Genomic DNA, 23,692 nt, shown 5'->3' with positions numbered 1-23,692 from the left:
TACTTAGCAATTAAAAGATACTAATGATATAAAAGAACCAACTAAAGCAATTTAAATTGCTCAAGTTGGTTCTTTTAATTATTATTTTGAAATGTTATTAACTAATTCCATAACTTCCTCTTGTGTTGCACAATGAATAGCACGGTTCGCTAATTCTGACATTTCATTTTTACTTAAACCATTAATTTGTCTTCTAGCTTTAAGAATAGATGTTGGACTCATTGAGAATTCATCTAGACCTAAACCTAATAATAATGGTACTGCAGTAGCATCTCCTGCCATTTCACCACACATACCAGTCCATTTACATTCTTTGTGAGAAGCTTCAATGACTTGTTTTACTAAGCGTAAAATTGAAGGATTGTATGGTTGATATAGATAAGATACGCGTTCTGACATACGGTCAGCTGCTAATGTATATTGGATTAAGTCATTTGTACCAATACTAAAGAAATCTACTTCTTTAGCAAAGACATCAGCTAATGCTGCAGTAGCTGGAATTTCAACCATGATACCTAACTCAATATCTTCCGAAACGTCATAACCTTCGTTTTGAAGATTCTCTTTTTCTTCTAATAACATTGCTTTAGCATCACGGAATTCCTTGATAGTAGCTACCATTGGGAACATGATATTTAATTTACCGTAAACAGAAGCACGTAATAACGCACGTAATTGTGGTCTGAAAATATCAGGTTGCGCTAAGCAAAGGCGAATCGCTCTATAACCTAAGAATGGATTCATTTCTTCTGGTAAATCTAAGTATGGTAATTCTTTGTCGCCACCGATATCCAATGTACGAACAACAACACGTTTACCATCCATAGTCTCTAATACTTTTTTGTATGCTTCGAATTGTTCTTCTTCAGTAGGCAATTGATCTCTACCCATGTATAAGAACTCAGTACGATATAAGCCAATACCTTGCGCACCATTTTCAATTACACCAGGTAAATCATTTGGTGTACCAATATTAGCTGCTAACTCTGCGTGAACACCATCAACAGTTACTGTATCAGCATCACGTAATTTTTGTAATTCTTGTTTATCTTCAAAGAAACGTTCACGTTTATTTTGATAAGCGATAACTTCATCTTCTGTAGGATCGATAATAACATCACCAGTTAAACCATCAACGATAATCATATCGCCTTGTTTAACTTCTTTAGTGATTGATTTAGTACCAACTACAGCTGCGATTTCTAATGAACGACTCATAATCGCAGAGTGACTTGTTCTACCACCAATATTCGTTACAAACCCTTGAACGAATTCTTTATTTAACTGTGCAGTATCAGAAGGTGTTAAGTCATTACCAATAATAACAACACTTTCATCAATCATACTTGGGTTTGGTAATTCAACACCAAGAATATGTGCTAACACACGTTTAGATACATCTCTAATGTCTGCTGCACGTTCTTTCATGTATTCATTATCCATTGATTCAAATATAGTAATGAATTGAGTTGTAACCTCATTTAATGCTGTAGCAGCATTAACATGGTCGTTTTTAATTTTATCTTGAATTGGTTGAATTAATTCTGGATCATCTAAAACAAGTAAATGCGCATCAAAAATGGCAGCTTTATCAGCGCCTAATTGAACTTCTGCATTATTTCTTATTTTAGTTAATTCAATTTTAGATGCTTCGATAGCGTTATTGAATTTGCTAGTTTCACCTTCAACATCAGTGATTGTCTCACTGCTGTCGAAAGATAAATCTGGCTCAACTATTAAGTAAGCTTTAGCGATTGCTACACCATCAGATGCAGCAATACCATTAATTAATTTAGACATATTACTTAGTTAAACCTTCTTTTGATAAGACATCACTGATAGATTCGATTGCATCTGCCTCATCGCTACCGTCAGCATAAATTGTAATTTCAGCATCTTTACCTACACCTAAACTCATAACACCCATGATTGATTTTAAGTTTACTTTTTTACCGTTATATTCTAATTGAATATCTGAATCAAATTTTGAAGCTGTTTGTACCAACATTGTAGCTGGGCGAGCGTGGATTCCTGTTTCGTCGATAATTACATATGATTTTTGTTCCATAATTTATTTCTCCTTCTATAAGTTAGAATCTTCAATATACTTACAATCTAACATAAATTTTTATACCTTAACTTTACCAAAACCAATAGTTAAATTCAATTTGTTTAAAACCGGTTTCAGTATATTTCTACAATTTTTTAACAAATTATATCCCTTAAAGTAACTCTTTGATGACTTTTTCACATTTTTCAATATGATCTTGACCTAATTTTTTCATAAAGTAATAACTAATTGATGCTGAAACTGCTTGTCCTACAAATGGGAACCATTTAGTTTGTTTAGCTGCAGTTCGTTTCGCTACATCTTTAATCACTACTTTCATAAGTGCATTGGTTAATTTTTTACCAATAAATTGACTACCTTGAATGGCTGCTGCAGACATGATTCGTTCTCTAACATCATCACTCAATGAATTGACTTGTTTATGATCTAGTCCATAAATTTTATTGACATCACTAATGATATCTCTCATTAATTTTATATCAACACCAAAGTCCAATCCAGGAATTGGTACTACACTCATTCCTGATGATAATAAAGATTTCTTTTTAACGAGATTTTCTGCTTGTGCACGTCTTTGTTGTAACTCATTTTGAGTCACAGGTAAATTACTTTTTTCTTTGATTTCTTCAATATTTAATACTTTATTACCAACTGTATTTGTAACTCTATTCGTCATTTTATTTCTAATGCTCATCTAATTCACACTCCCATGAATCTTATTTCAATAAGACTCTATACCCAGAATACAACTATTTAATGCTCAATATTAACAAAAATTGCTTTCAAATATTTTGAAGGTTTGTAATGTGGATGTGTTTTAAAATCTTTAGGTAATCCCATCACTTCTTTGATTTCATAATCAACTTCAGCTTCTTCTAGTGTTGTTTTAATAACATTTTTAAACGCTTTTAAAGAAAAGACACTCGAATTGGTACATAATAATAATGTCCCTTTTGGTGCTAATACTTCTAAGGCGCCATTAATTAATTTGTCGTAATCTTTTTGTACTGAAAATGTTTTCTTTTTATTTCGTGCAAAGCTTGGTGGATCAATGACAATTGTGTCATATTGATGCCCGTGTCGATTTGCATAATTATAAAAATCAAATGTATCCATGACATAAATATATTGTGATTTAGGATCAATGGCATTAAGCCCAAAATTCTCTTCGGTTAGTCCTCTTGAACGATTAGCTAAATCTACACTTGTCGTTGTTTTAGCCTTAGTTGCTGATACGACAGAAAAAGCGCCTGTATAGCTGAACACATTTAAAAGATGACGCCCCACTGAAAATTGATCACGTAATTTCTTTCTTACTTCTTTTTGGTCTAAGAAGATACCTGTCATTAAGCCGTCATCTAAATCCACATTATAAAACGTAAAGTTCTCTTCAATTACAATTGGAAATGTTTGTTGTTCTCCCTCAACAAAACCACCTGTGTATTCAGTATCTTTAAAACGCATTTTTTCGTATATAGACTGATATTCAAAAACAATTTTGATAGCTTCTAAAATATGATACCTAAATTTATAAATACCTTTCGAATACCATTGAATTAATAAATGGCCATCATAGTTGTCGATAGTTAAGCCGCCAACACCATCACCTTCAGCATTGAACAATCTAAAAGCATTCGTACCATCTATGTGATAGTAATATTCTCGTTCTGCTAAAGCTTTTTCAAATAATCGTTTAAAAAACGATGTGTTAATATCTTCGGATGGATCATAACTTAACACCCAACCTAAACCTTTATGCTGTCTACCTACATAAGCCGTTGCTATATATTGTTCTTTTCCATCGACTAATTTGAATAAATCACCTTCTTTTAGATGATCTTGGGCATAAATATCTTCTTCATCAATTAATGGATATTGATTTTGATATTTTGATTCTTTACCTCTATTTAAAGTTGCAATCTTCATTTATTACACTAACCTCTCTTTTATACATTTAATTTCTTCAACCGTCATATTGCTATGCTGATTCGTAAATGCATTTTACATTATATATAATTACTAATTGAATGATTCATTTATTATTTTAACAAAGAATGCTAGGATGTCCTATTTTCTAACAAAAAAGAGTGGGCTTACAATTCGATCGATTAAAGAAGGAATTGTAACCCACCCCATAACACGTGTGATTTGTTTAAATTAATTTGTTAAATGTTTTTTAATTACTCTTTTGGTTTATCTCTTAACTGTAATGAATAAGCAACAATCATTGCTAGTAACATAAGCAATAAAGTTGGCGTAATAAATACAGATAATAATAATCCGTGAACCATAATATTAATGAATTCAGTTAATAATTTAAAGAATAAGATACTTCCCATAAATAATTGTAAGAAGTAAAATTTACCTCTTAAGAAATAAGTAAGTGTTGTAGCAATATAAACTATGATAATAAATAAAAGTAACAATAATGTTACCCATTCTATCACATATTGCGTTTGTGATAATTCCCATTCTCCAGATAAGAACAATGCGTTTCTGTTGTTAAATTCTAAAAATGTAAAGAAGAAAATAACTACACCACAGAAAATTTCAACATACATTGGTTTTATCCATTTTGGCTTTCTCATCCAATGTGGAATATCATCTTCTTGGATATCAACAATATTTTTTACTTTTTCTTTAAATTTATCCCTTTTAACTCTAATTTTTTCTAAATCAACACTTCTTCTTGTTTTACGTGCATATTCTGTTGTCTTATCTTGTAGTTGTTTTAAGTGAACTTTAGTTTGATTCGAGACATTACCTTTACTTGTTCTTGATAATTCAGGTTCTTCTTCACCTAATTCTTGTTTCGTAAGCGGTAGCGCACGTCTTAAGAACAAGAAGTTCCAAATTGACATTTGTCCTAATAACCACATAATAATAAAGAATATATTAACACTTAAGATGTCAATAGATTCAATTTCATTAGCATCTATACGACCATGTAATGCAATTTGCGTAATAAGGTAACTGATACCATATGATACGATAATCCACATATAATGACTCTTTCGATTATCACTATTCAATTCATCTTTATATACAATATAACCGATATGTATGATGAACGGAATAATAAATACGATACCAAAGAACCCATATACTTGCATCATAAGAACTAGAGTAATTAAGAAATACATTATCCCTATGACTAAGAAGAAAATTGAAATATCATAATCATACTTAATTGTTCTAAATAACGTATGACCTAGTAACATTACTAAGATACCAAATAATATAATAATTATGGCACTTACAATTGGGAAACCCCCGATAAATCTACTCATCACTTTAATTATTTCAGCGAAAAATGCGTTCAGGAATTCCCATATATTATACACATGTGTATTTACCTTCTTATCTCCATTTAATTGTTTAATAAGCGGTAAGTTAATTAATATAATGAGTCCTGTGAAAAGTGAAACGATACCGATGATATAACTAAATATAATCTCGGTGTGTTTCTTAAGAAAAGACATACTATTCACCTCAAAAGTTATTATATATGAAGAACTTATTCTTGTCTTTAATAAATCATTAAATACGTCTATAGACCTAGAAAAGTTTATTATTAGCATAACTGGGTAAAAGGTGTATGTAAACAATAAAACACAATTAGGGGTGGATTTATTATGAGTAACGAAGAATTTGCAAAAAAATCAGCTGAAAAAGCCAAAGAAGCAGAAGAGAAATTAAAAGAACAAAAAGAAGAAAAAACAAATGATACAGAACAAACTAAAAAAGATATTGATGACGCATTAAATTAATTACTAATTGACTATTTAACGATTAGATCATCCAATATTCTATAATAACGATGAATTTGGGACATAAATACAAAAAATAATAGCACAAAGATGATTTGAAATTTTAAATTATCTTTGTGCTATTTTATATTTAATACTACGTATTGACTGACTTAGAGCTTTCATAAGCACACATCATATAAAAATATTAATTTATTGTATATTTTATTAACTTGACAATCCACATGAAAAATCATACATTAAAGACAAATTAAAATAATAAACGCACTAGGGGTGTTTTGAACTGAGATGAGGTTAACCCTCAAACCCTTTGAACCTGATCTAGCTAGATACTAGCGTAGGAAAGTGTAATTAACAAAGATGATAATCGTATGTTGAATCATATTCTTATGTTTTACGCACAACTTTCCTAGAGATGGTTGTGCGTTTTTTTTAGGAGGATGTTTTTATGTCAAAAGGTTTAAAGCTTTCTGAGATATTAGTAACAGTACTTATCTCTGTCATTTTTGCCATTATTTATAACTTATGGTGGCTATTTTATAATGTTGCACAAGTCGCTGGTTTACACCTTGAACAATTAACATATGGTGTATGGTTTATGGCTGCGATTGTTTGTTATTTAATTATTCCTAAGCCAGGTATCGCCTTACTTGCTGAGTTTGCTGCAGGTGCCGGTGAAACAATTGTGATGGGTAAATTTGATATACCTACAATCATCTATGCCCTACTACAAGGTTTAGCTTGTGAGATTGTCTTTGCTATATTCAAATACCAGTCTCGTTCAGTCATGGTAGCTATGCTTGCGGGATTAGTGACTGCACTTATTTCATTCCCAGTCGACTATTTTTATGGTTATTTAAATGAAGTTGCTGGATGGAACTTAATTTTATTCATTGTTTTCCGTGCGATTAGTGGCATTATCATTGCTGGTTTATTATCTTATTTATTGGTTAAAGCATTGGATCAAACTGGTGTAACTAAAGTATTCAGACCCGCTTCTAAAGATGATTACGATACATTATAAGGGGACTTAAAAGTGTTGAAAGTTACAAATTTACGTTTGAAATATCCTAATGGATATCGAAAAATTTTTGATAATCTAAATATAGAAATTAAAGATAAAGAAAAAGTACTTTTACTAGGACCGTCCGGTTCTGGTAAAAGTACACTTTTAAATGTATTAAGTGGTATTGTACCCAATTTAATAGAATTACCTATGAAATATGACGAATTGCAAATCAATCAGCATAATGGAGTTATCTTCCAAGATCCGGATTCACAATTTTGTATGCCTAAAGTTTATGAAGAACTTGCCTTTGTTTTAGAGAACAGACAAGTGCCAAGACAAGATATGGATGAAGCCATCAGCAAAGCATTAGCATCAGTAAATTTAAATGTAAACGAAAATACACAAATCAATCAATTAAGTGGCGGTATGAAGCAAAAATTAGCTATAGTTGAAACCATATTACAACAAGCAGATACGCTATTTTTAGATGAACCCACTGCAATGTTAGATGTTAATGCGACATCAGATTTATGGCAACGTTTAATCAAGCTCTGGAAAGACCAAACAGTACTTATAGTCGAACATAAGGTCGAACATATTTGGCAACATGTGGATAGAGTTTTATTAATGAACTATGAAGGACAAATTATTGCTGATGATACGCCAAATCATATTTTAAAGCATTATGAACATTTACTTAGTGAATACGGCGTGTGGCATCCAAATGCATGGCATTACGCTCCTGAGCCTAAATATATGGCTCCCTCATCTGAAGCGCCATTATTTAAATTTGAAAATGGTGCTGTTATTCGTAATAAGAAAGATTTATTCAAAGTGGATCAATTAGCTATTCATTCAGGTGAGTGGATCACGATAACTGGTCAAAATGGTACTGGTAAAACCTCATTATTAGAATCCATATTACAATTAATCAAATATAAAGGCGTAATGACATTTCAAGGTCAGGAATTGCGTAAAATTAAAGATGCTGCAAAGCACATGTATCTTGTGTATCAGAATCCAGAACTTCAATTTATCACTAACTCTGTCTATGATGAAATATTGATTCATTTTAACCATTTAGATTCATCTATTGCAGAATCTAAAACCCTCGACTTATTAGATTTACTAGACTTAACCAATGTTAAAAATCAACATCCTTACGAATTATCAATGGGTCAAAAACGTAGGTTAAGTGTAGCAACGGCATTAAGTTCAAATGCAGATATCATCCTTTTAGATGAACCAACATTTGGTTTGGATAGCCACAATACATTTCAATTAATAAAACTATTTCAAGAGAGAGTATCTAAGGGGCAAAGTATCATTATGGTTACACATGATCCAGAGATTATTAAACGCTATCCAACACGTCAATGGATAATTGAAAACCAATATTTAACAGAAATCAAAGGTGATCAACATGTTTGAACATTGGAAAATTAGACACACCTTTATGGATGACGTCAATATTATCACTAAACTCGTTTTAGGCGTTTTACTATTTTTCTTTATTATTTTTATTCATAATTTTGACTTTATGATTTACATCGTTTGTCTCATGTTTATCTTTTTACTTATGTTTAACGGAACGCAATTTAAAATTACTGGTGCTTTTATACTAGCAACCACGTTCTTTGCTCTATTGTCATCACTATTCATGATTTTATACGGTGATGGTGACCACATTTTATTTAAATTTGGCATCATTCAAATTAGTACGGAAAGTATCGTCAGAGGTATTCACCTTTCTCTTCGTACAATTACAGTGTCGATGTTTGGTATTCTTATAGCATTAACGTCACAAGTAGTCATGATTTTTTATAGTCTAATGCAACATTTAAAAGTAAAGCCTAAAGTTGCCTATGCCTTTATGGCCGCAATTAGAATGATACCGTTAATCATCAGTTCTTTAATTCAATTACGTCGTTCTTTAAAAATGAGATATCAAATGATAAACAAATCTAATTATAGAGGGTTCAAAAGACTTAAACATTTAATTATTCCGTTATTAAGTCAAAACATACGACGTGCACATCAACTATCTGTTGCAATGGAGTCTAAAGGTTTTAAAGATGGTCCTAGAACGTATTATTATCACGCACCACTCTCATACAAAGATATTATATTGATTATATGTTTATTAATTATTATCGGACTTTCTTATTATTTATCATCTACCTTGCCAATAACTGGTATCCATGATGTTCGAATAGGTAGATTAGAATAAAGTATTTTATCCATTCATTCCATATATAAATAAAAAATCCTGGGACAAAAATAATGTCTCAGGATTTAATCATATAATTATAGTAGTTGACTGTAGGCATATTCTTTTTCTCATAGAAATTAGAACGGCTTACACATGTATATCAACTTATATATTCAGATAAACTATAGGAATATACATGAGCTAAAGTCCATAATTACAACCGTCTAAGTAATGAATTATAAAGATGCTCTAATATAAAGTTTTTACAATTATAGTCAATCTTGTTGAAACAGGACAAGGAAATAAATTTTAGTAACATGTTATTTCTGTCCTGTTCTCTTTAATTATTCTTTTATTTCAATGCTTTATTTCCGATGTCTGTTCTATAAAACAAGTGATTGCTCTTTATCTTTTTAACACGTTTATAGGCAGCGGCTTGCGCTTCTTTTATATTTTGCCCTTCACCTATAGCTAATAGGACGCGTCCACCACTGTTAACAAACTGGTCATTATCCTTCTTCAAACCACTTACAAAGTAATTTGAGTCTAGTTCAAATCCACTAACTTGATGCCCTTTTTCGTAATTACCTGGATAGCCTTTAGAAGCCAACATAACACCAACCACTGATTCATCCTTCCATTCAAAATGAATCGGCTCGTCATTATCAAGTGCAACAATATGATGCATTAAATCGCTATTCATTCTTGTCAATAACACTTGTGCTTCTGGATCACCAAATCTTGCATTAAACTCTATGACTTTCGGCCCTTCTTGAGTCAAAATAGCACCGATGTATAATAGTCCAAAGAAATGGTGGCCTTCTTTAGCCATTGCATCTGCAATCGGTTGAGCAATCTCCTCATTTGTTCTAGCAATTATATCATTACTAATATGAGGTACTGGACAATATGCACCCATACCACCTGTATTTGGCCCTTTATCGTAATCATAAGCACGTTTATGATCTTGAGCAATACAATCAAATGGAACAGCTCTCTTACCATTAACAAATGTCATTAAAGAGAATTCTTCACCTTCTAAAAATTCTTCAAATACAATTGTTCCTGATTTTTCTTCAAACATTTGTTGAACTGCTTCTTTAGCTTCATCTCTTTTTGTAGCAATCACTACACCTTTTCCTGCAGCTAAACCATCTTTTTTAATAACGATTGGCAAGTCACATGTTTCAACGAAAACTAATGCCTCTTCCTTATTATTAATTTCCTTATATTGTGCAGTAGGAATATCATATTTAGCCATTATTCTTTTAGCAAATGCCTTTGAGCCTTCAATTTGTGCTGCATCGCTATTAGGACCAAATACTTTAATTTGATGGTTTCTTAATAAATCAGGTAAACCATCTATCAATGGTTGTTCAGGTCCGATTACAACCCATTCTATTTGATGATTAGTGACAAATTCTAAGATAGCTTCGTGATCATTTTCTTTAATATTAGTATGGATTTGTGCCACATTAACCATTGCTTCATTGCCTGGTATCACATGAACTTGGTCTACTATTGATGATTGACTTAATTTATAGGCTAATACATGTTCACGTCCACCTGCACCAATAACGAGTACTTTCATGACTTTTCTCCCTTCAACATCTTATGATTAGTGTTTAAAATGTCGCCTTCCTGTCATTACCATTGTAATGCCATATTTATTTGCCATATCGATAGAATCTTGATCCTTAATTGATCCACCAGGTTGAATAATTGCTTTAATACCATTTTGAGCAGCTAATTCTACAGTGTCATCCATTGGGAAAAAGCCATCTGATACTAATGCAACATTATCATTAATTTCAATTGCTCTTTCCAATGCAATTTTGGCTGAACCTACGCGATTCATTTGACCAGCACCAATACCTACTGTTTGTTTTGCATTACTTAATATTACTGCATTACTCTTAACGGCACCTACCACTTTCCAACCTAACAACATTGCTTCCCATTGCGCTTCGGTTGGTTGTACTTCTGTAGCAACAGTCATTTCATCACGACTTACTTCAAAGTTATCTTTATCCTGTACTAAATAGCCACCAGATACTGACACAAATTCTTGTTCTCTATTATCAATTGTTGTATCTATTTCTAATAGTCGAATATTTTTCTTTTTCGTTAAAATATCTAAAGCCTCTTTCGTAAATAGAGGTGCGATAACGACTTCTAAAAAGATAGAATGTAGTGTTTCAGCTAACGTCGCTGTCACTGGTCGATTTAATGCAATAATTCCACCAAAAATGGATTGATTATCTGCATCAAAAGCATTTTGGAAAGCCTCTTCAATTGTATTTCCAATCCCTACACCACATGGATTCATATGTTTTACGGCAATCGTAGTTGGTTCTTCAAATTTTTTAACTAATGAAAGTGCTGCATCAGCATCTTTAATATTATTGAAGCTAAGTTGCTTACCATGTAATTGTTTAGCTCCAGCAATTGTATGTTTAGCATCAGTTGTTCTTACAAAGTAAGCAGATTGTTGTGGGTTCTCACCATAGCGTAAGGTTTCTTTATTTCCTTTAAAGAAATTCACAATAGCTTCATCATATTGAGTTGTATGTTCAAATACTTTTATCATAAGTGATTTGCGGTATTCTTCGTCTAATTGGTCATTTTTTATTCTACTAATCACTTCATTATAATCAGCAGGGTGTACAACGGTTGTCACATGTTTAAAATTCTTGGCAGCTGCTCTTAACATTGTCGGACCACCAATATCAATATTTTCAATCGCATCCATTTCTGTAACATCTGGATTTTCTACTGTTTTTTGGAATGGATATAAATTAACGACTACTAAATCTATTAAATCAATGTGTTGTTCTTTTAATTCATCCAAATGTTCTGATTTATCTCTATCTGCTAAAATCCCACCATGTACTGCTGGATGTAAAGTTTTAACACGTCCATCCATAATTTCAGGAAATTGTGTTAATTCAGATACAGATTTCACTTCAACTTGTGTCTCTTCTAAAATACGTTTCGTTCCACCTGTTGAATAAAGCTCATAACCTAATTCCTTTAAAGATGTCGCAAATTCTACAATACCGTTTTTATTTGAAACACTTAAAATTGCTCTTTTCATTGTTCGCTATACTCCTCTATCGAATGATTTTCGCAATAACGCTTGGATATAATTGGTACTCTAATTGTTTGACTCTCTCTTCTAACATTTCAATAGTATCGTCCGTTTTGATATCACATTGTCTTTGTTCAATAATTTCTCCCGTATCCATACCACTATCAACATAATGTACCGTTGATCCTGTTATTGAATCCCCGCTACGAAATGCTTGTCCAATTGCGTCTATCCCCTTATATTTCGGCAATAATGATGGATGAATGTTTAATATTTTATGAGGATAAGCTGTTAAAATATCCTCCCCAATTAATCTCATATAACCGGCCAATACAATCCACTGAACCCCTTCTGCAGAAAGTAAAGATAATAAATGTTGTTCATAATGAGATTTTGATTCAAAATGTTTTGGTTCATTGATATGTACTGGTATACCAAGTTGTTCTGCTCTATTAACACAATAAGCATCATGATGATCTGTATAAAGTGCAGTAATATCAATGTCCTCTAAATGTCCTTGTTGAACATGTCGTGCGATGTTTTCAAAGTTACTTCCAGAACCTGATGCAAAGATTGCTACTTTGACCACGTTTATACCCCCTGAATACGAATCGGTTTATGGCTATCTTCTACAATTCGACCGATTTCATAGGCATTCACATTCTGTTGTTTTAATATTTCTAATGTCTGAGTTTTATCATGTTCATCGACAATAACAGTAAAACCAATGCCCATGTTAAATATGTTATACATTTCATCTGTACTAATATTACCCTGTTCCTGCAACCAATCGAATATTGCTGGTGTCGGAAACGCATTTGCATCTATGTCTGCAGATAATCCGTCTGGTAAAGAACGAGGAATATTTTCATAAAATCCACCACCAGTAATATGGTTCATAGCTTTTATTGACACATGTTTTTTTAATTCTAATATTGGTTTTACATATAATTGGGTTGGTGCTAAAAATGTCTCTAAATAAGTATGTTGCTCAAATGTATCGTTAAGGTTTATACCTGACTTTTTAATGAGTTGTCTAACTAGACTGTATCCATTGGAATGAATGCCGTTAGATGCTAAACCTATAATGATTTGACCAGGTTTCACGTCTGAACCATCAATATATTCATCTTTCTCAACAGCGCCAACTGCAAAGCCGGCCAAATCATATTCACCTTCATGATACATTTCACCTATTTCGGCAGTTTCGCCACCGATTAAAGCTGTATTAGTTTCTTCACAAGCATCACTGATACCTTTAACGATTTGTTCAATGATTTCAGGAACTACTTTATGCGTTGCAATATAATCTAAAAAGTAAAGTGGCTCTGCACCTGTAGTTAAAATATCATTCACACACATGGCCACCGCATCTATACCTATTGAATCATGCTTAGCGTGGTCAATTGCTAATTTCAATTTGGTACCTACACCATCAGTACCTGAAACTAATACTGGGGCTTTCATATTGAGTTGAGATAAATCAAATGTGGCACCAAAGCCACCTAAACCACCGATAACTTCCTTACGCATCGTACGTTTAACATGACTAGACATTCTTTCTACCGCTTCATAACCTGCATGAATATCTACACCTGATTGTTCGTATGCTTTAGACATTTATATTTCCCTCACTATCAAAATAATGTTTATTTTCATTAATATATGCTTTTTGACGATCACTTAAATGCTTTTTATAATTCTCTTCGTAATCAAACAATCCAGCTGGGTAATCTCCAGTGAAGCTCTCAACACACAAACCACTATATGGTGCATCATAATCTAAACCAATCGATTCAATTAATCCATCTACGCTAAGATACGCAAGCGAATCAGCACCTATATATTCACAAATTTCTTCAGGTGATTTACTCGCTGATATTAATTCAGCAGTTGTTGATACATCAATACCATAGAAACTTGGGAACATAAATTCTGGTGATGCAATTCTAACGTGGACTTCATTGGCCCCTGAATCTTTCAACATTTTCACAATTCGTTTAGATGTTGTTCCTCTAACTATAGAATCATCGACTAGGATAATATTCTGACCTTCAACAATATCTTTGACCGCTGACAATTTAACACGTACACCCTGTTCACGAAGTTGTTGTGTCGGTTGAATAAATGTTCTCGCTACGTATTGATTTTTAACAAGACCCATTTCATAAGGTAATCCTATCTCTTCGGCATAACCGCTTGCTGCTGATAACGACGAATTAGGCACACCAATAACCATGTCAGCTTCTACTGGACTTTCTTGTGCTAAACGTTTACCAGAGGCTTTACGAACTGCATGAACATTTTTTCCGGCAATCGTAGAATCTGGTCTGGCAAAATAGATATATTCCATGGCTGAAATTGCAGTATTCGTATGTCTTGTATATGATTTAACTTGGACACCATCATCGTTAATAATGACATATTCACCAGCATGAATATCTTGTACAAACTCTGCTCCCAAAAAATCAATAGCGCACGTTTCACTAGCTAGAATATAAGTGTTATCTTGCATTTTACCGACTACTAAAGGTCTAATAGCATTAGGATCAACTGCACCATATAATGCATCTTTAGTTAACACTGCGAATGTGAATCCACCTTTAATTTGACGTAAACTTTCTTTTAAAGCTTCTTCAAATGTAGGTGCTTTACTTCTACGAATTAAATGCATAATCACTTCAGTATCAGATGACGAATGGAAAATCGCACCATGTTTTTCAAGATTTTGTCTTAAAGATTGCGCATTAATCAGATTTCCATTATGGCAAATCGCAACACTCATATCATAAAAGTGATATAAGAAAGGTTGAATATTTTCTATACCTTTGTTACCAGAAGTAGCGTATCTCACATGTCCAATTGCATTATGATAATCCTTTAGTCTCGATAATTGATCATCTTTAATAGCCTCAGTAAGTAAACCAAGTCCTCTTTCACCTACTAATTTTTCATGATTGGCAGCTACTATTCCAGCACCTTCTTGACCTCTATGTTGTAAACTATGCAATCCCATATACGTTAATTGAGCAGCATCTGGATGATTCCAAATGCCAAAAACACCACATTCCTCATTTAGTCCTGAGTAGTTAAACATTGGCTAATAGCTCCTTCCCAAACATCTTTGATATCTGCTACATTTTTGATAATCGTTGTTTGGTTATTTGACACTTTGAACTGACTACCACTATTAAATTGACCAATTTCAATAGCATTTTCAATGTTTAGTGATTCATTTTCTTTAACAGAAATGATATATCTACCTTGAGATTCGCTAAATAACTGAGCATTAGAAACATCTATATTAGCCTCTAATCCTAAATTATAATGAGCACTCATTTTTGCTAGTGTAATTAATAAACCACCTTTTCCGACTGTTTGAACATGTGATGCAGCACCGCTTCTAATAGCTGATTTCACCGCTTCACCTTTTGCAACTTCATCACTTAAATCAATTGATTCAAATTCATGATTCACTGTGCCATATAATAATTTTTCTAATTGGCTACCGCCGAAGTCATCTCTTGTATCACCAACGAGATATAATGTTTCTCCAGACTGTGGTTTAAAATTAGCTAAATAATTAACATCATCAATTAACCCAACCATACCAACTACCGGCGTCGGGAAGATAGATGTACCTCTTGTTTCGTTGTATAACGATACATTACCTGATACAACAGGCGTTTTTAATACATCACAAGCTTCTGCCATTCCTTTTGTAGAATCAATTAATTGTTGGTAAATTTCTTTTTTCTCTGGAGATCCATAATTCAAACAATCTGTCATTGCTAGTGGCGTCGCACCCACAGCAATCAAATTGCGATACGCTTCTGCTACTACCATTTTTCCGCCTTCATAAGGTTGATTAAATACATATCGTGCTTCACCATCAATCGTTGAAGCAATCGCTTTATTCGTGCCTTCAACTCTTACCACTGATGCCTGTAATCCTGGTTTAATAATCGTATTTGCACCAACTTGTTGATCATATTGCTCATATAAATAATGTTTTGATGCAATCGTTGGGTGTTGTAATAACTGGTCAAATACATTCTCAGTATCTATATGACTATAGTCATTTTTAGATGTATTGTACGCTTTCTCTTCACCTTCAAGAACATATACTGGTGCTTCGTCTGATAAGGGTTGTACTGGAATATCTGCAAACACTTCATCTTCGTATGTTAATACAAAGCGATTTGTATCAGTCACTTCTCCAATGACTGCACTATCTAATTCATGTTTTTCAAATAAATCTAAAAACTTTTGTTCTGTTCCCTTTTCGACAACAAGTAACATTCTTTCTTGAGTTTCAGATAGCATCATTTCATATGGTGAGATACCTGGTTCTCTTGTTGGAACTTGGTCTAATCTTAAGTGGAGACCACTGCCACCTTTAGCCGCCATTTCTGAAGAAGAAGAAGTTAATCCTGCCGCTCCCATATCTTGAATTCCGACTAATTCATCAAATGTTATAGCTTCTAATGTTGCTTCCATTAATTTCTTACCAACAAACGGGTCACCAATTTGGACAGATGGTCGTTTGCTTTCACTTTCTTCAGTTAATTCTTCAGATGCAAACGTTGCTCCGTGAATACCATCTCTACCTGTTTTTAAACCTACATAAATAACAGAATTACCTACACCTTTAGCTGTCCCTTTTTGTACCATGTCATGATCAATAATGCCGACACACATAGCATTAACAAGAGGATTACCATCATAGCGGTCATCAAACTCGATTTCACCAGCAGTTGTTGGAATACCAATACAGTTACCATAGCCACCGATACCACTAACTACGCCTTTAAGCAGTCTCTGATTTTGCTTGTTTGATAACTCACCAAAGCGTAAGCTATTTAATAAATTAATAGGACGTGCTCCAATAGAAACAATATCTCTAATGATTCCTCCTACACCTGTAGCAGCACCTTGATAAGGTTCAATAGCTGAAGGATGGTTATGTGATTCCACTTTAAAAACGACTGCTTGATTGTCACCAATATCTACAACACCTGCACCTTCTCCAGGTCCCATTAATACATGTTCACCAGTAGTAGGAAACTGTTTTAAAAATGGCTTTGAATGTTTGTAAGAACAGTGTTCACTCCACATTACTGAAAAGATACCTGTTTCAGTAAAATTGGGTTCTCTGCCTAAGATCTCACATACTTTAGCGTATTCTTTATCGCTCAATCCCATATCTTGATATAGTTTTTCTAACTTAATTTCTTCAACACTTGGTTCGATAAATTTAGACATTTTGTTCCCTCCAACTATTCACCATAGCCTCAAATAATTTAATACCGCTATCAGTACCTAATAATGATTCCATTGCTCTTTCAGGATGTGGCATCATACCGCAAACATTGCCTGCTTTATTAACAATACCTGCTATATCAGCGTATGACCCATTAGGATTGTCAGTGTATTTCAAAATAATTTGATTGTTAGTAATCAAATCGTTATAAATGTCTTCATTACAGTAGTAATGTCCTTCTCCGTGTGCTACTGGATAAACAACTAATTTATTTTCTTCATATAAATTAGTGAATGGCGTTTGATTATTTACAATACGTAAAGATTCATTACGACTGACAAATAAATGTGAATCATTATGAAGTAATGCACCTGGTAGTAAACCGATTTCTGTTAAAATTTGAAATCCATTACATACACCTAGCACTGGTTTACCTTCATTCGCTAATCTTTTCACTTCATTGATAACTGGTGCGACACTTGCCATAGCACCTGATCTTAAATAATCTCCAAATGAGAACCCTCCAGGAATAAGTACACCATCAAACCCTGCTAATGTTGTCGTTCTATAATCAACATATTCTGCTTCAACACCTGATTTGATTGCTGCATTATACATATCTCTATCACAATTTGAACCAGGAAATACAAGAACAGCAAATTTCATGTTATGCATTCTCCTTTTCATCAATCACTTTATAGCTATATTCTTCAATCACTGTGTTAGCAAATAGCTTTTCACTTAATGTTGTAATAATATTATCAACCGCTTCATCCGTAGCTTCATCAACAGTCATGTATAATACCTTTCCTACACGAATATCATTAACTTGTTTATATCCTAAATCATGAACTGCACGATTTAATGCTTGACCTTGTGTATCTAATACTTGGGGTTGTAAAGTGACATGTAATTCAATTGTTTTCATTATTTTAAATCCTCCAATTTATTTAAAAATGATTGATATGTTTCAATTAATGAGCCTGTATCATTTCGATAGACATCTTTATCGAAATTCGTATCTGAGTGTTTATCCCATATTCTGCATGTGTCTGGTGAAATTTCATCAGCTAATAAAATATTTCCTTCATCTGTAATACCAAATTCAATTTTAAAATCTACAAGTCTTAATTCCATTTCGTCCATAAGTTGAATAAGAACTTTGTTAATATCGAGTGCCATTGATTTTAATGTTGAAATTTGATCATCATAAGCGATGTGTAATAACTTAATATGGTCTTCTGTAATCAATGGATCATTTAACTCATCATTTTTATAGAAAAATTCAACCAATGGCGCATCAAATTGATATCCTTTTTCAAATCCAAGTCTTTGTGTAATAGAACCTGCTGCAATATTTCTAACTACCACTTCTAATGGAATAATTTTCACTGATTCTACTAATTGTTCAGTATCCGATAATTGTTTGATAAAATGGCTTTTCAAACCATTATTTTCTAAGTATTCAAAGATAATGGAAGTAATACGATTATTTAGTTTTCCTTTGCCAGACATGGCATCCTTTTTAGCACCATTGCCAGCAGTCACTTCATCTTTGTATTCAACACGTAACTCATTGGGTTTATCCGTTGTATATATTCTTTTAGCTTTACCTTCATAAAGTAATGACATTTATTGGTCTCTCCCTTCAAAACGCTTCAACATGTCCTTTTCAGTGTCATCGATTTGGTTCGTTAATATAGTCATGTGCCCCATCTTTCTATTTGGTTTACGCTCAGATTTACCGTAAATATGGACATGCCATTCAGGATGTTCTCCAAATTCATCTTCTAATAAATCTAAATCCTTACCTAATAAATTCATCATGACAGCAGGTTTTAGTATCTCTATCTTGTCAGGCAACGTTTGACCAGTGACAGCTAAAATATGAGTATCAAATTGTGAATAATCACATGACTCAATGGAATAATGTCCAGAATTATGAGGTCGTGGTGCAATTTCATTTACATACAATTGGTCTTTATCATCTATGAAAAATTCAACTGTAAAAGTTCCTACAAAATGGACAGATTTTATAATTTTTTCAACTTCTCGTTTTGCATTCTCTGTTTGATTACATCTTGCTGGGACTACTGTTTTAAATAAAATTTGATTTCTATGTTCGTTTTCTTGTAGTGGGAAGTATGTGATTTGTTGATGATTACCAATGGTCACAGTAAGTGACACTTCTTTATTTATATTTAAAAATTGTTCTGCGACACATTCTTGATTTGATACGAGTCTAACTGCTTCTTCGATATCTTCATCAGATTGAACTAATATTTGACCTTTGCCGTCATAACCACCGAAACGTGTTTTAACAATGAATGGATAACCAAGTGTGTTAATTGCCTTTGATAAATCATCTTTTTGTTTGATTGAGGTATAAGGAACAATTTGTGTCCCTGCTTGTTCTAATGTTTGTTTTTCAGTTAAACGATCTTGAAGTAATTGTATGGCTTGATAGCCTTGAGGAATATTATATTTTTCGGTTAACACCTTAAGTTGCTCTGCTGATATATTTTCAAATTCATAAGTGATGACATCCGAACTTTCACCTAATTGTTGAAGTGCACGTTCGTCATCATAATTCGCTTCTATAAATTCATGTGCCACATATCGACATGGACAATCAGAACTTGGATCTAAAACAATCACTTTATATCCCATTTTTTGTGCTGATTGTGCCATCATCTTACCTAATTGACCACCACCAATAATTCCTATGGTTGCGCCAAATGATAGTTTATTGAAGTTCATTTTGCATTTCCTCCACTTTTTGTACCAATGTTTTTTCATAATTTTCCAAATTTTTACGAACTGATGAATGACTAATACCTAATATTCTTGCAGCTAGTATACCGGCATTTTTGGCACCTGCTTTACCAATAGCTGTCGTCGCGACTGGAATTCCGCCTGGCATCTGAACAATTGACAACAGTGAATCCATCCCTTTTAAACTTTTAGATTCAATAGGTACACCAATAACAGGTAATGTAGTCATCGATGCCACCATCCCCGGTAAATGTGCTGCACCACCGGCTCCAGCTATGATTAAATCATAACCGTTGTTACATGCATGACTCGCAAAATCTACCATTAAATGAGGCGTACGATGCGCTGAAACGACTTTCTTTTCATACGGAATTTCAAATTGTTCAAGCATTGTGCAACTTTCACTCATAATTTCCCAATCGGAAGAACTACCCATAATGACTGCTACTTTCAAGATGTACACCCTTTCAAAACTTTGGATTTATTTATCAGTAAGTTGTATATTACAGATATAGCATAACAATCATCAAATGCTTTTTCAATCAAAAAATCGAACTTTAATTTGAAATTTTAATTAAATTTACGTCTTTTAGCTATTAAATTGTGTAAATTTAATGTTAAAGTTAAGTTATTGAAAAATTAGGAGGAGATATTGTGGTAGCAAAATTATTAGATGGTAAACAAATCGCTAAAGATTATCGTCAAGGTTTAAAAGATCAAGTTGAAGTACTTAAATCTAAAGGATATACACCAAAATTATCAGTCATATTAGTCGGTAACGATGGTGCTAGCCAAAGCTATGTTAGGTCTAAAAAGAAAGCTGCAGAAAAAATTGGTATGATTTCTGAAATCGTTCATTTAAGCGAAGATACTTCTGAAGAAGATGTTTTATCAGAATTAGAACGTTTAAATAATGATGATTCTGTCAGTGGTATCCTAGTTCAAGTACCTCTTCCAAAACAAGTTAGTGAACAAAAAGTATTAGAAGCTATTAATCCAGAAAAAGATGTAGACGGCTTCCATCCAAGTAATATTGGTAAATTATATATTGATGAACAAACTTTTGTACCTTGTACACCACTAGGTATCATGGAAATTTTAAAGCATGCTGATATTGATATCGAAGGTAAAAACGCTGTGGTTATTGGTAGAAGTCATATCGTAGGTCAACCTGTATCTAAACTTTTACTGCAACAAAATGCAACTGTCACAATACTACATTCAAGATCGAAAGACATGGCGAGTTTCGTTAAAGAAGCCGATATCGTTGTCAGCGCAGTCGGCAAACCTGAATTAGTTACTAAAGAAATGGTTAAAGAAGGCGCGGTTATTATTGATGTAGGTAATACACCTGATGAAAATGGTAAATTAAAAGGAGATGTCGCATTTGACGAAGTAAAAGAAGTCGCAAGTGCTATTACACCTGTACCAGGTGGCGTTGGTCCTTTAACAATTACAATGGTACTGAATAATACTTTACTAGCAGAGAAAATGCGTCGAGGTATTGAATAACCGTATAAATAAAAATAGCAGGAGGCCATGACCTCCTGCTATTTTTATATTATATTCAATTCTAATTATACCGCTACACTTAATTTAGGTATAAATGTTTCGTAATGAATTTTAGATTCATCAACATTTAATTCTTTTAAAGATTTAATCATTGATTGAATAAATGATTTTCCACCACAAACATAGATTTCCGTATCATCATCAATCCACTGTTTTAATTGCTCACTACCAATATAACCGTTTTTATTTTTATCATGTAAGTCATATGTTGCTTGTGCATTCTTATTAGCAATAGAAGTTAGTAATGATGAGAATGGTGCATCATTCGTGTCATTTGTCACTTGTATAAATCGAGCTTCACCATTGTCATTTACTACTTCATTAAACATAGATACGAGTGGCGTTACACCTATACCAGATCCTAAGAACAATTGTTTATTACTCTTTTCAACAACATGGAATGGTCCTACAGGTGCTGTTAAATTAATGTTATCTCCTTCTTGATATTCATCGTGTAAAATTGTAGATACTTCACCTTCATGTTCTGTAGTGACATCTCTTTTTACTGCGAATGTAAGATGGTTTTGATCACCTTTTACAATTGAATAATGTCTTTTAGCTCTGTATGGCATTTTTTCACTACCCACATCAACGGTAATATATTGACCAGGTACAAACTGACTTAAATCATATTCATTTGAAGATACTGTGAAAGCCTTAATATCAGAAGATACTTGTTCTATTGTTTCAACTTTAAATGGTTGGAAACCATCCCATAACATTTCTGTGTATATATCCTTTTCAACAGAGATGAAAATATCTGCAATTTCTTGGTATGCTTTCTTCCATGTTTTGATAATTTCATGGTCATCATCTAATCCAACAACATCTTTGATTGCTGCAATTAAATTTTCACCAACGATATCATACCCTGCTGGTGGTACTTGTAAAGCGCAATGTTTATACGCGATTTCTTTAACTACAGGTAGGATAGCTTCAAGATGATCAATATTAACCGCCGCAGCTAACACAGATTGTGCTAACGCAGTAGATTGTAATCCTCGCTGTTGATTTGTTTGATTAAACATGTTTTTTAGTTCAGGATGTTGTTTGAACATGCGTGCATAAAAATTCGAAGTGATTTCTACCCCTTTATCTTGTAATACAGGTACTGTTTCTTTAACTACGTCTTTTTCTCTTTCACTTAACATTATTTCCACTCCCAGATAACTCGTATTTAAAACCAAAACTTTTTACATTGTCATTCTATACCTTATATATATATTGAATCAAAGAAATGTTAAATTGTTCACATAACGTTCAATTTACATAATTTTAATTATTTATTTCTTATTATATGTTTTAAAAATCTAATTAATCAGGTATATTAAGACTATAGTATGATGTACTATTCTGAAAATTAACGTATGATATACATAAATCGTAGTTGACTAACATTCGGAGGTTACTTTATGAATAAACTAATTCAGTCACTATCAGCAATCGGAGTATCTGCTACTTTAGTCACACCTAATCTAAATGCCGAAGCGACAACTAATTCGGAACCTCAATTAAGAGGCGTGAATGACATCATCATCGAAAAAGGTGAAGATTATAACCTACTTCAAGGCATTAGCGCTTATGATAAAGAAGATGGTGATTTAACACATAAAATCAAAATTGATGGCGATGTTGATACTACTAAATCAGGTACATATGAGGTTAAGTACAAAGTCACAGATTCAGACGGTGCTCAAAAAACTTCAATTAGAAATATTAAAGTCAAATAATATTTTATATTTAGTTGAGATTAAATTCTCAACTTTTTTTATTTTCTGAATTTCTTCAAAATATCTATCTTGAAAATCATAATTTATTGCAATTTCACAAATTTATCCCTTTTCACAAAATGTACACACAATTTTAACAAATCTTACAATCCCCGTCATATCTCAAATTTTTTAAAATTTTTTGCTTATATCAATAATT

At 32.9% G+C, this 23,692-nt stretch carries 23 protein-coding genes and 1 riboswitch; of the genes, 6 read left to right on the top strand and 17 right to left on the bottom strand.

Features of this window, described 5'->3' with window-relative positions; all coding sequences use genetic code 11:
- Positions 1-81: 81 nt before the first annotated feature.
- The 5 genes from ptsP to auxA all read right to left on the bottom strand — a co-directional run bounded on the left by ptsP (position 82) and on the right by auxA (position 5,553).
- Entirely contained in the window at positions 82-1,800 is a 1,719-nt protein-coding gene (gene ptsP, locus AC2D8K_RS03840; RefSeq protein WP_002450700.1) for a phosphoenolpyruvate--protein phosphotransferase, read from the bottom strand.
- Position 1,801: 1 nt separating this feature from the next.
- Positions 1,802-2,068, bottom strand: coding sequence for a phosphocarrier protein HPr (locus AC2D8K_RS03835; RefSeq protein WP_002450701.1), 267 nt, complete (start codon positions 2,066-2,068; stop codon positions 1,802-1,804).
- A 154-nt stretch (positions 2,069-2,222) separates the two neighbouring features.
- Complete coding sequence (locus AC2D8K_RS03830) at positions 2,223-2,765, bottom strand: DUF697 domain-containing protein (protein ID WP_002450702.1); 543 nt, start codon at positions 2,763-2,765, stop codon at positions 2,223-2,225.
- 59 nt (positions 2,766-2,824) lie between these two features.
- Complete coding sequence (locus tag AC2D8K_RS03825; protein ID WP_002450703.1) at positions 2,825-3,997, bottom strand: class I SAM-dependent rRNA methyltransferase; 1,173 nt, start codon at positions 3,995-3,997, stop codon at positions 2,825-2,827.
- A gap of 254 nt (positions 3,998-4,251) precedes the next feature.
- The gene (auxA, locus tag AC2D8K_RS03820; protein ID WP_002450704.1) at positions 4,252-5,553 is read right to left on the bottom strand and encodes a lipoteichoic acid stability factor AuxA; all 1,302 of its coding nucleotides are present in this window, start codon (positions 5,551-5,553) and stop codon (positions 4,252-4,254) included.
- Positions 5,554-5,706: 153 nt separating this feature from the next.
- Here auxA and graF point away from each other — a divergent pair, with 153 nt between their 5' ends.
- The 4 genes from graF (at position 5,707) to AC2D8K_RS03800 (ending at position 9,080) form a co-directional block, all read left to right on the top strand.
- Positions 5,707-5,841 carry a glycopeptide resistance-associated protein GraF gene (gene graF / locus AC2D8K_RS03815; RefSeq protein ID WP_002450705.1) on the top strand — a complete coding sequence of 45 codons (135 nt, stop codon included), beginning with the start codon at positions 5,707-5,709 and terminating at the stop codon, positions 5,839-5,841.
- Between the two features lie 259 nt (positions 5,842-6,100).
- Positions 6,101-6,202, top strand: a riboswitch (TPP riboswitch).
- 87 nt (positions 6,203-6,289) lie between these two features.
- On the top strand, positions 6,290-6,865 hold the full coding sequence (locus tag AC2D8K_RS03810; protein ID WP_002450706.1) for an ECF transporter S component: 576 nt from the start codon (positions 6,290-6,292) through the stop codon (positions 6,863-6,865).
- A 12-nt stretch (positions 6,866-6,877) separates the two neighbouring features.
- Entirely contained in the window at positions 6,878-8,281 is a 1,404-nt protein-coding gene (locus tag AC2D8K_RS03805; protein ID WP_002450707.1) for an ABC transporter ATP-binding protein, read from the top strand.
- Positions 8,274-9,080, top strand: coding sequence for an energy-coupling factor transporter transmembrane component T family protein (locus tag AC2D8K_RS03800; RefSeq protein WP_002450708.1), 807 nt, complete (start codon positions 8,274-8,276; stop codon positions 9,078-9,080). The genes AC2D8K_RS03805 and AC2D8K_RS03800 overlap by 8 nt, the downstream gene beginning before the upstream one ends.
- Before the next feature lie 334 nt (positions 9,081-9,414).
- Here the strand turns inward: AC2D8K_RS03800 and purD are convergent, their stop codons facing one another.
- The 11 genes from purD to purE are packed head-to-tail and all read right to left on the bottom strand — an operon-like array spanning position 9,415 to position 20,645.
- Positions 9,415-10,653, bottom strand: coding sequence for a phosphoribosylamine--glycine ligase (gene purD / locus AC2D8K_RS03795; RefSeq protein ID WP_002450709.1), 1,239 nt, complete (start codon positions 10,651-10,653; stop codon positions 9,415-9,417).
- A gap of 27 nt (positions 10,654-10,680) precedes the next feature.
- The gene (gene purH, locus AC2D8K_RS03790) at positions 10,681-12,159 is read right to left on the bottom strand and encodes a bifunctional phosphoribosylaminoimidazolecarboxamide formyltransferase/IMP cyclohydrolase (RefSeq protein WP_002450710.1); all 1,479 of its coding nucleotides are present in this window, start codon (positions 12,157-12,159) and stop codon (positions 10,681-10,683) included.
- A 16-nt stretch (positions 12,160-12,175) separates the two neighbouring features.
- Positions 12,176-12,742, bottom strand: coding sequence for a phosphoribosylglycinamide formyltransferase (purN, locus tag AC2D8K_RS03785; protein WP_002450711.1), 567 nt, complete (start codon positions 12,740-12,742; stop codon positions 12,176-12,178).
- Between the two features lie 2 nt (positions 12,743-12,744).
- Positions 12,745-13,773 carry a phosphoribosylformylglycinamidine cyclo-ligase gene (gene purM, locus AC2D8K_RS03780; RefSeq protein WP_002450712.1) on the bottom strand — a complete coding sequence of 343 codons (1,029 nt, stop codon included), beginning with the start codon at positions 13,771-13,773 and terminating at the stop codon, positions 12,745-12,747.
- Positions 13,766-15,250, bottom strand: a complete 1,485-nt coding sequence (purF, locus tag AC2D8K_RS03775) for an amidophosphoribosyltransferase (protein WP_484698047.1) — start codon at positions 15,248-15,250, stop codon at positions 13,766-13,768. The genes purM and purF overlap by 8 nt, the downstream gene beginning before the upstream one ends.
- Positions 15,229-17,418 (bottom strand): phosphoribosylformylglycinamidine synthase subunit PurL, encoded by a 2,190-nt coding sequence (gene purL / locus AC2D8K_RS03770; RefSeq protein WP_002450714.1) that lies wholly within the window; start codon positions 17,416-17,418, stop codon positions 15,229-15,231. The genes purF and purL overlap by 22 nt, the downstream gene beginning before the upstream one ends.
- Positions 17,411-18,082, bottom strand: coding sequence for a phosphoribosylformylglycinamidine synthase I (gene purQ / locus AC2D8K_RS03765; protein WP_484698046.1), 672 nt, complete (start codon positions 18,080-18,082; stop codon positions 17,411-17,413). Before purQ ends, purL begins: the two co-directional genes overlap by 8 nt.
- A 1-nt stretch (position 18,083) precedes the next feature.
- Positions 18,084-18,344: a phosphoribosylformylglycinamidine synthase subunit PurS gene (purS, locus tag AC2D8K_RS03760; RefSeq protein WP_002450716.1), complete on the bottom strand. Its 261-nt coding sequence runs from the start codon at positions 18,342-18,344 to the stop codon at positions 18,084-18,086.
- Positions 18,344-19,048 carry a phosphoribosylaminoimidazolesuccinocarboxamide synthase gene (gene purC, locus AC2D8K_RS03755; RefSeq protein ID WP_002450717.1) on the bottom strand — a complete coding sequence of 235 codons (705 nt, stop codon included), beginning with the start codon at positions 19,046-19,048 and terminating at the stop codon, positions 18,344-18,346. The genes purS and purC overlap by 1 nt, the downstream gene beginning before the upstream one ends.
- On the bottom strand, positions 19,049-20,176 hold the full coding sequence (gene purK, locus AC2D8K_RS03750) for a 5-(carboxyamino)imidazole ribonucleotide synthase (RefSeq protein WP_002450718.1): 1,128 nt from the start codon (positions 20,174-20,176) through the stop codon (positions 19,049-19,051).
- Positions 20,163-20,645 (bottom strand): 5-(carboxyamino)imidazole ribonucleotide mutase, encoded by a 483-nt coding sequence (gene purE, locus AC2D8K_RS03745; protein WP_049423542.1) that lies wholly within the window; start codon positions 20,643-20,645, stop codon positions 20,163-20,165. Before purE ends, purK begins: the two co-directional genes overlap by 14 nt.
- Before the next feature lie 200 nt (positions 20,646-20,845).
- Between purE and folD the strand changes: the two genes are divergently transcribed.
- Complete coding sequence (gene folD / locus AC2D8K_RS03740; RefSeq protein ID WP_002450720.1) at positions 20,846-21,703, top strand: bifunctional methylenetetrahydrofolate dehydrogenase/methenyltetrahydrofolate cyclohydrolase FolD; 858 nt, start codon at positions 20,846-20,848, stop codon at positions 21,701-21,703.
- Positions 21,704-21,768: 65 nt separating this feature from the next.
- Here the strand turns inward: folD and AC2D8K_RS03735 are convergent, their stop codons facing one another.
- Entirely contained in the window at positions 21,769-22,914 is a 1,146-nt protein-coding gene (locus AC2D8K_RS03735; protein ID WP_002450721.1) for a globin domain-containing protein, read from the bottom strand.
- Positions 22,915-23,175: 261 nt separating this feature from the next.
- Here AC2D8K_RS03735 and AC2D8K_RS03730 point away from each other — a divergent pair, with 261 nt between their 5' ends.
- Positions 23,176-23,493, top strand: coding sequence for a DUF5011 domain-containing protein (locus tag AC2D8K_RS03730; RefSeq protein WP_002450722.1), 318 nt, complete (start codon positions 23,176-23,178; stop codon positions 23,491-23,493).
- The last annotated feature ends 199 nt before the right edge of the window (positions 23,494-23,692 follow it).

The organism is Staphylococcus sp. 510 (genome assembly GCF_057219715.1).
This window is presented reverse-complemented; position numbering and strand designations above follow the sequence as displayed.

Bases quoted from the DNA above. Each gene is read 5' to 3' on its own strand.
- ptsP (WP_002450700.1), bottom strand. From the start codon at position 1,800: ATGTCTAAATTAATTAATGGTATTGCTGCATCTGATGGTGTAGCAATC.
- AC2D8K_RS03835 (WP_002450701.1), bottom strand. From the start codon at position 2,068: ATGGAACAAAAATCATATGTAATTATCGACGAAACAGGAATCCACGCT.
- AC2D8K_RS03830 (WP_002450702.1), bottom strand. From the start codon at position 2,765: ATGAGCATTAGAAATAAAATGACGAATAGAGTTACAAATACAGTTGGT.
- AC2D8K_RS03825 (WP_002450703.1), bottom strand. From the start codon at position 3,997: ATGAAGATTGCAACTTTAAATAGAGGTAAAGAATCAAAATATCAAAAT.
- auxA (WP_002450704.1), bottom strand. From the start codon at position 5,553: ATGTCTTTTCTTAAGAAACACACCGAGATTATATTTAGTTATATCATC.
- graF (WP_002450705.1), top strand. From the start codon at position 5,707: ATGAGTAACGAAGAATTTGCAAAAAAATCAGCTGAAAAAGCCAAAGAA.
- AC2D8K_RS03810 (WP_002450706.1), top strand. From the start codon at position 6,290: ATGTCAAAAGGTTTAAAGCTTTCTGAGATATTAGTAACAGTACTTATC.
- AC2D8K_RS03800 (WP_002450708.1), top strand. From the start codon at position 8,274: ATGTTTGAACATTGGAAAATTAGACACACCTTTATGGATGACGTCAAT.
- purD (WP_002450709.1), bottom strand. From the start codon at position 10,653: ATGAAAGTACTCGTTATTGGTGCAGGTGGACGTGAACATGTATTAGCC.
- purH (WP_002450710.1), bottom strand. From the start codon at position 12,159: ATGAAAAGAGCAATTTTAAGTGTTTCAAATAAAAACGGTATTGTAGAA.
- purM (WP_002450712.1), bottom strand. From the start codon at position 13,773: ATGTCTAAAGCATACGAACAATCAGGTGTAGATATTCATGCAGGTTAT.
- purF (WP_484698047.1), bottom strand. From the start codon at position 15,250: ATGTTTAACTACTCAGGACTAAATGAGGAATGTGGTGTTTTTGGCATT.
- purL (WP_002450714.1), bottom strand. From the start codon at position 17,418: ATGTCTAAATTTATCGAACCAAGTGTTGAAGAAATTAAGTTAGAAAAA.
- purQ (WP_484698046.1), bottom strand. From the start codon at position 18,082: ATGAAATTTGCTGTTCTTGTATTTCCTGGTTCAAATTGTGATAGAGAT.
- purS (WP_002450716.1), bottom strand. From the start codon at position 18,344: ATGAAAACAATTGAATTACATGTCACTTTACAACCCCAAGTATTAGAT.
- purC (WP_002450717.1), bottom strand. From the start codon at position 19,048: ATGTCATTACTTTATGAAGGTAAAGCTAAAAGAATATATACAACGGAT.
- purK (WP_002450718.1), bottom strand. From the start codon at position 20,176: ATGAACTTCAATAAACTATCATTTGGCGCAACCATAGGAATTATTGGT.
- AC2D8K_RS03735 (WP_002450721.1), bottom strand. From the start codon at position 22,914: ATGTTAAGTGAAAGAGAAAAAGACGTAGTTAAAGAAACAGTACCTGTA.
- AC2D8K_RS03730 (WP_002450722.1), top strand. From the start codon at position 23,176: ATGAATAAACTAATTCAGTCACTATCAGCAATCGGAGTATCTGCTACT.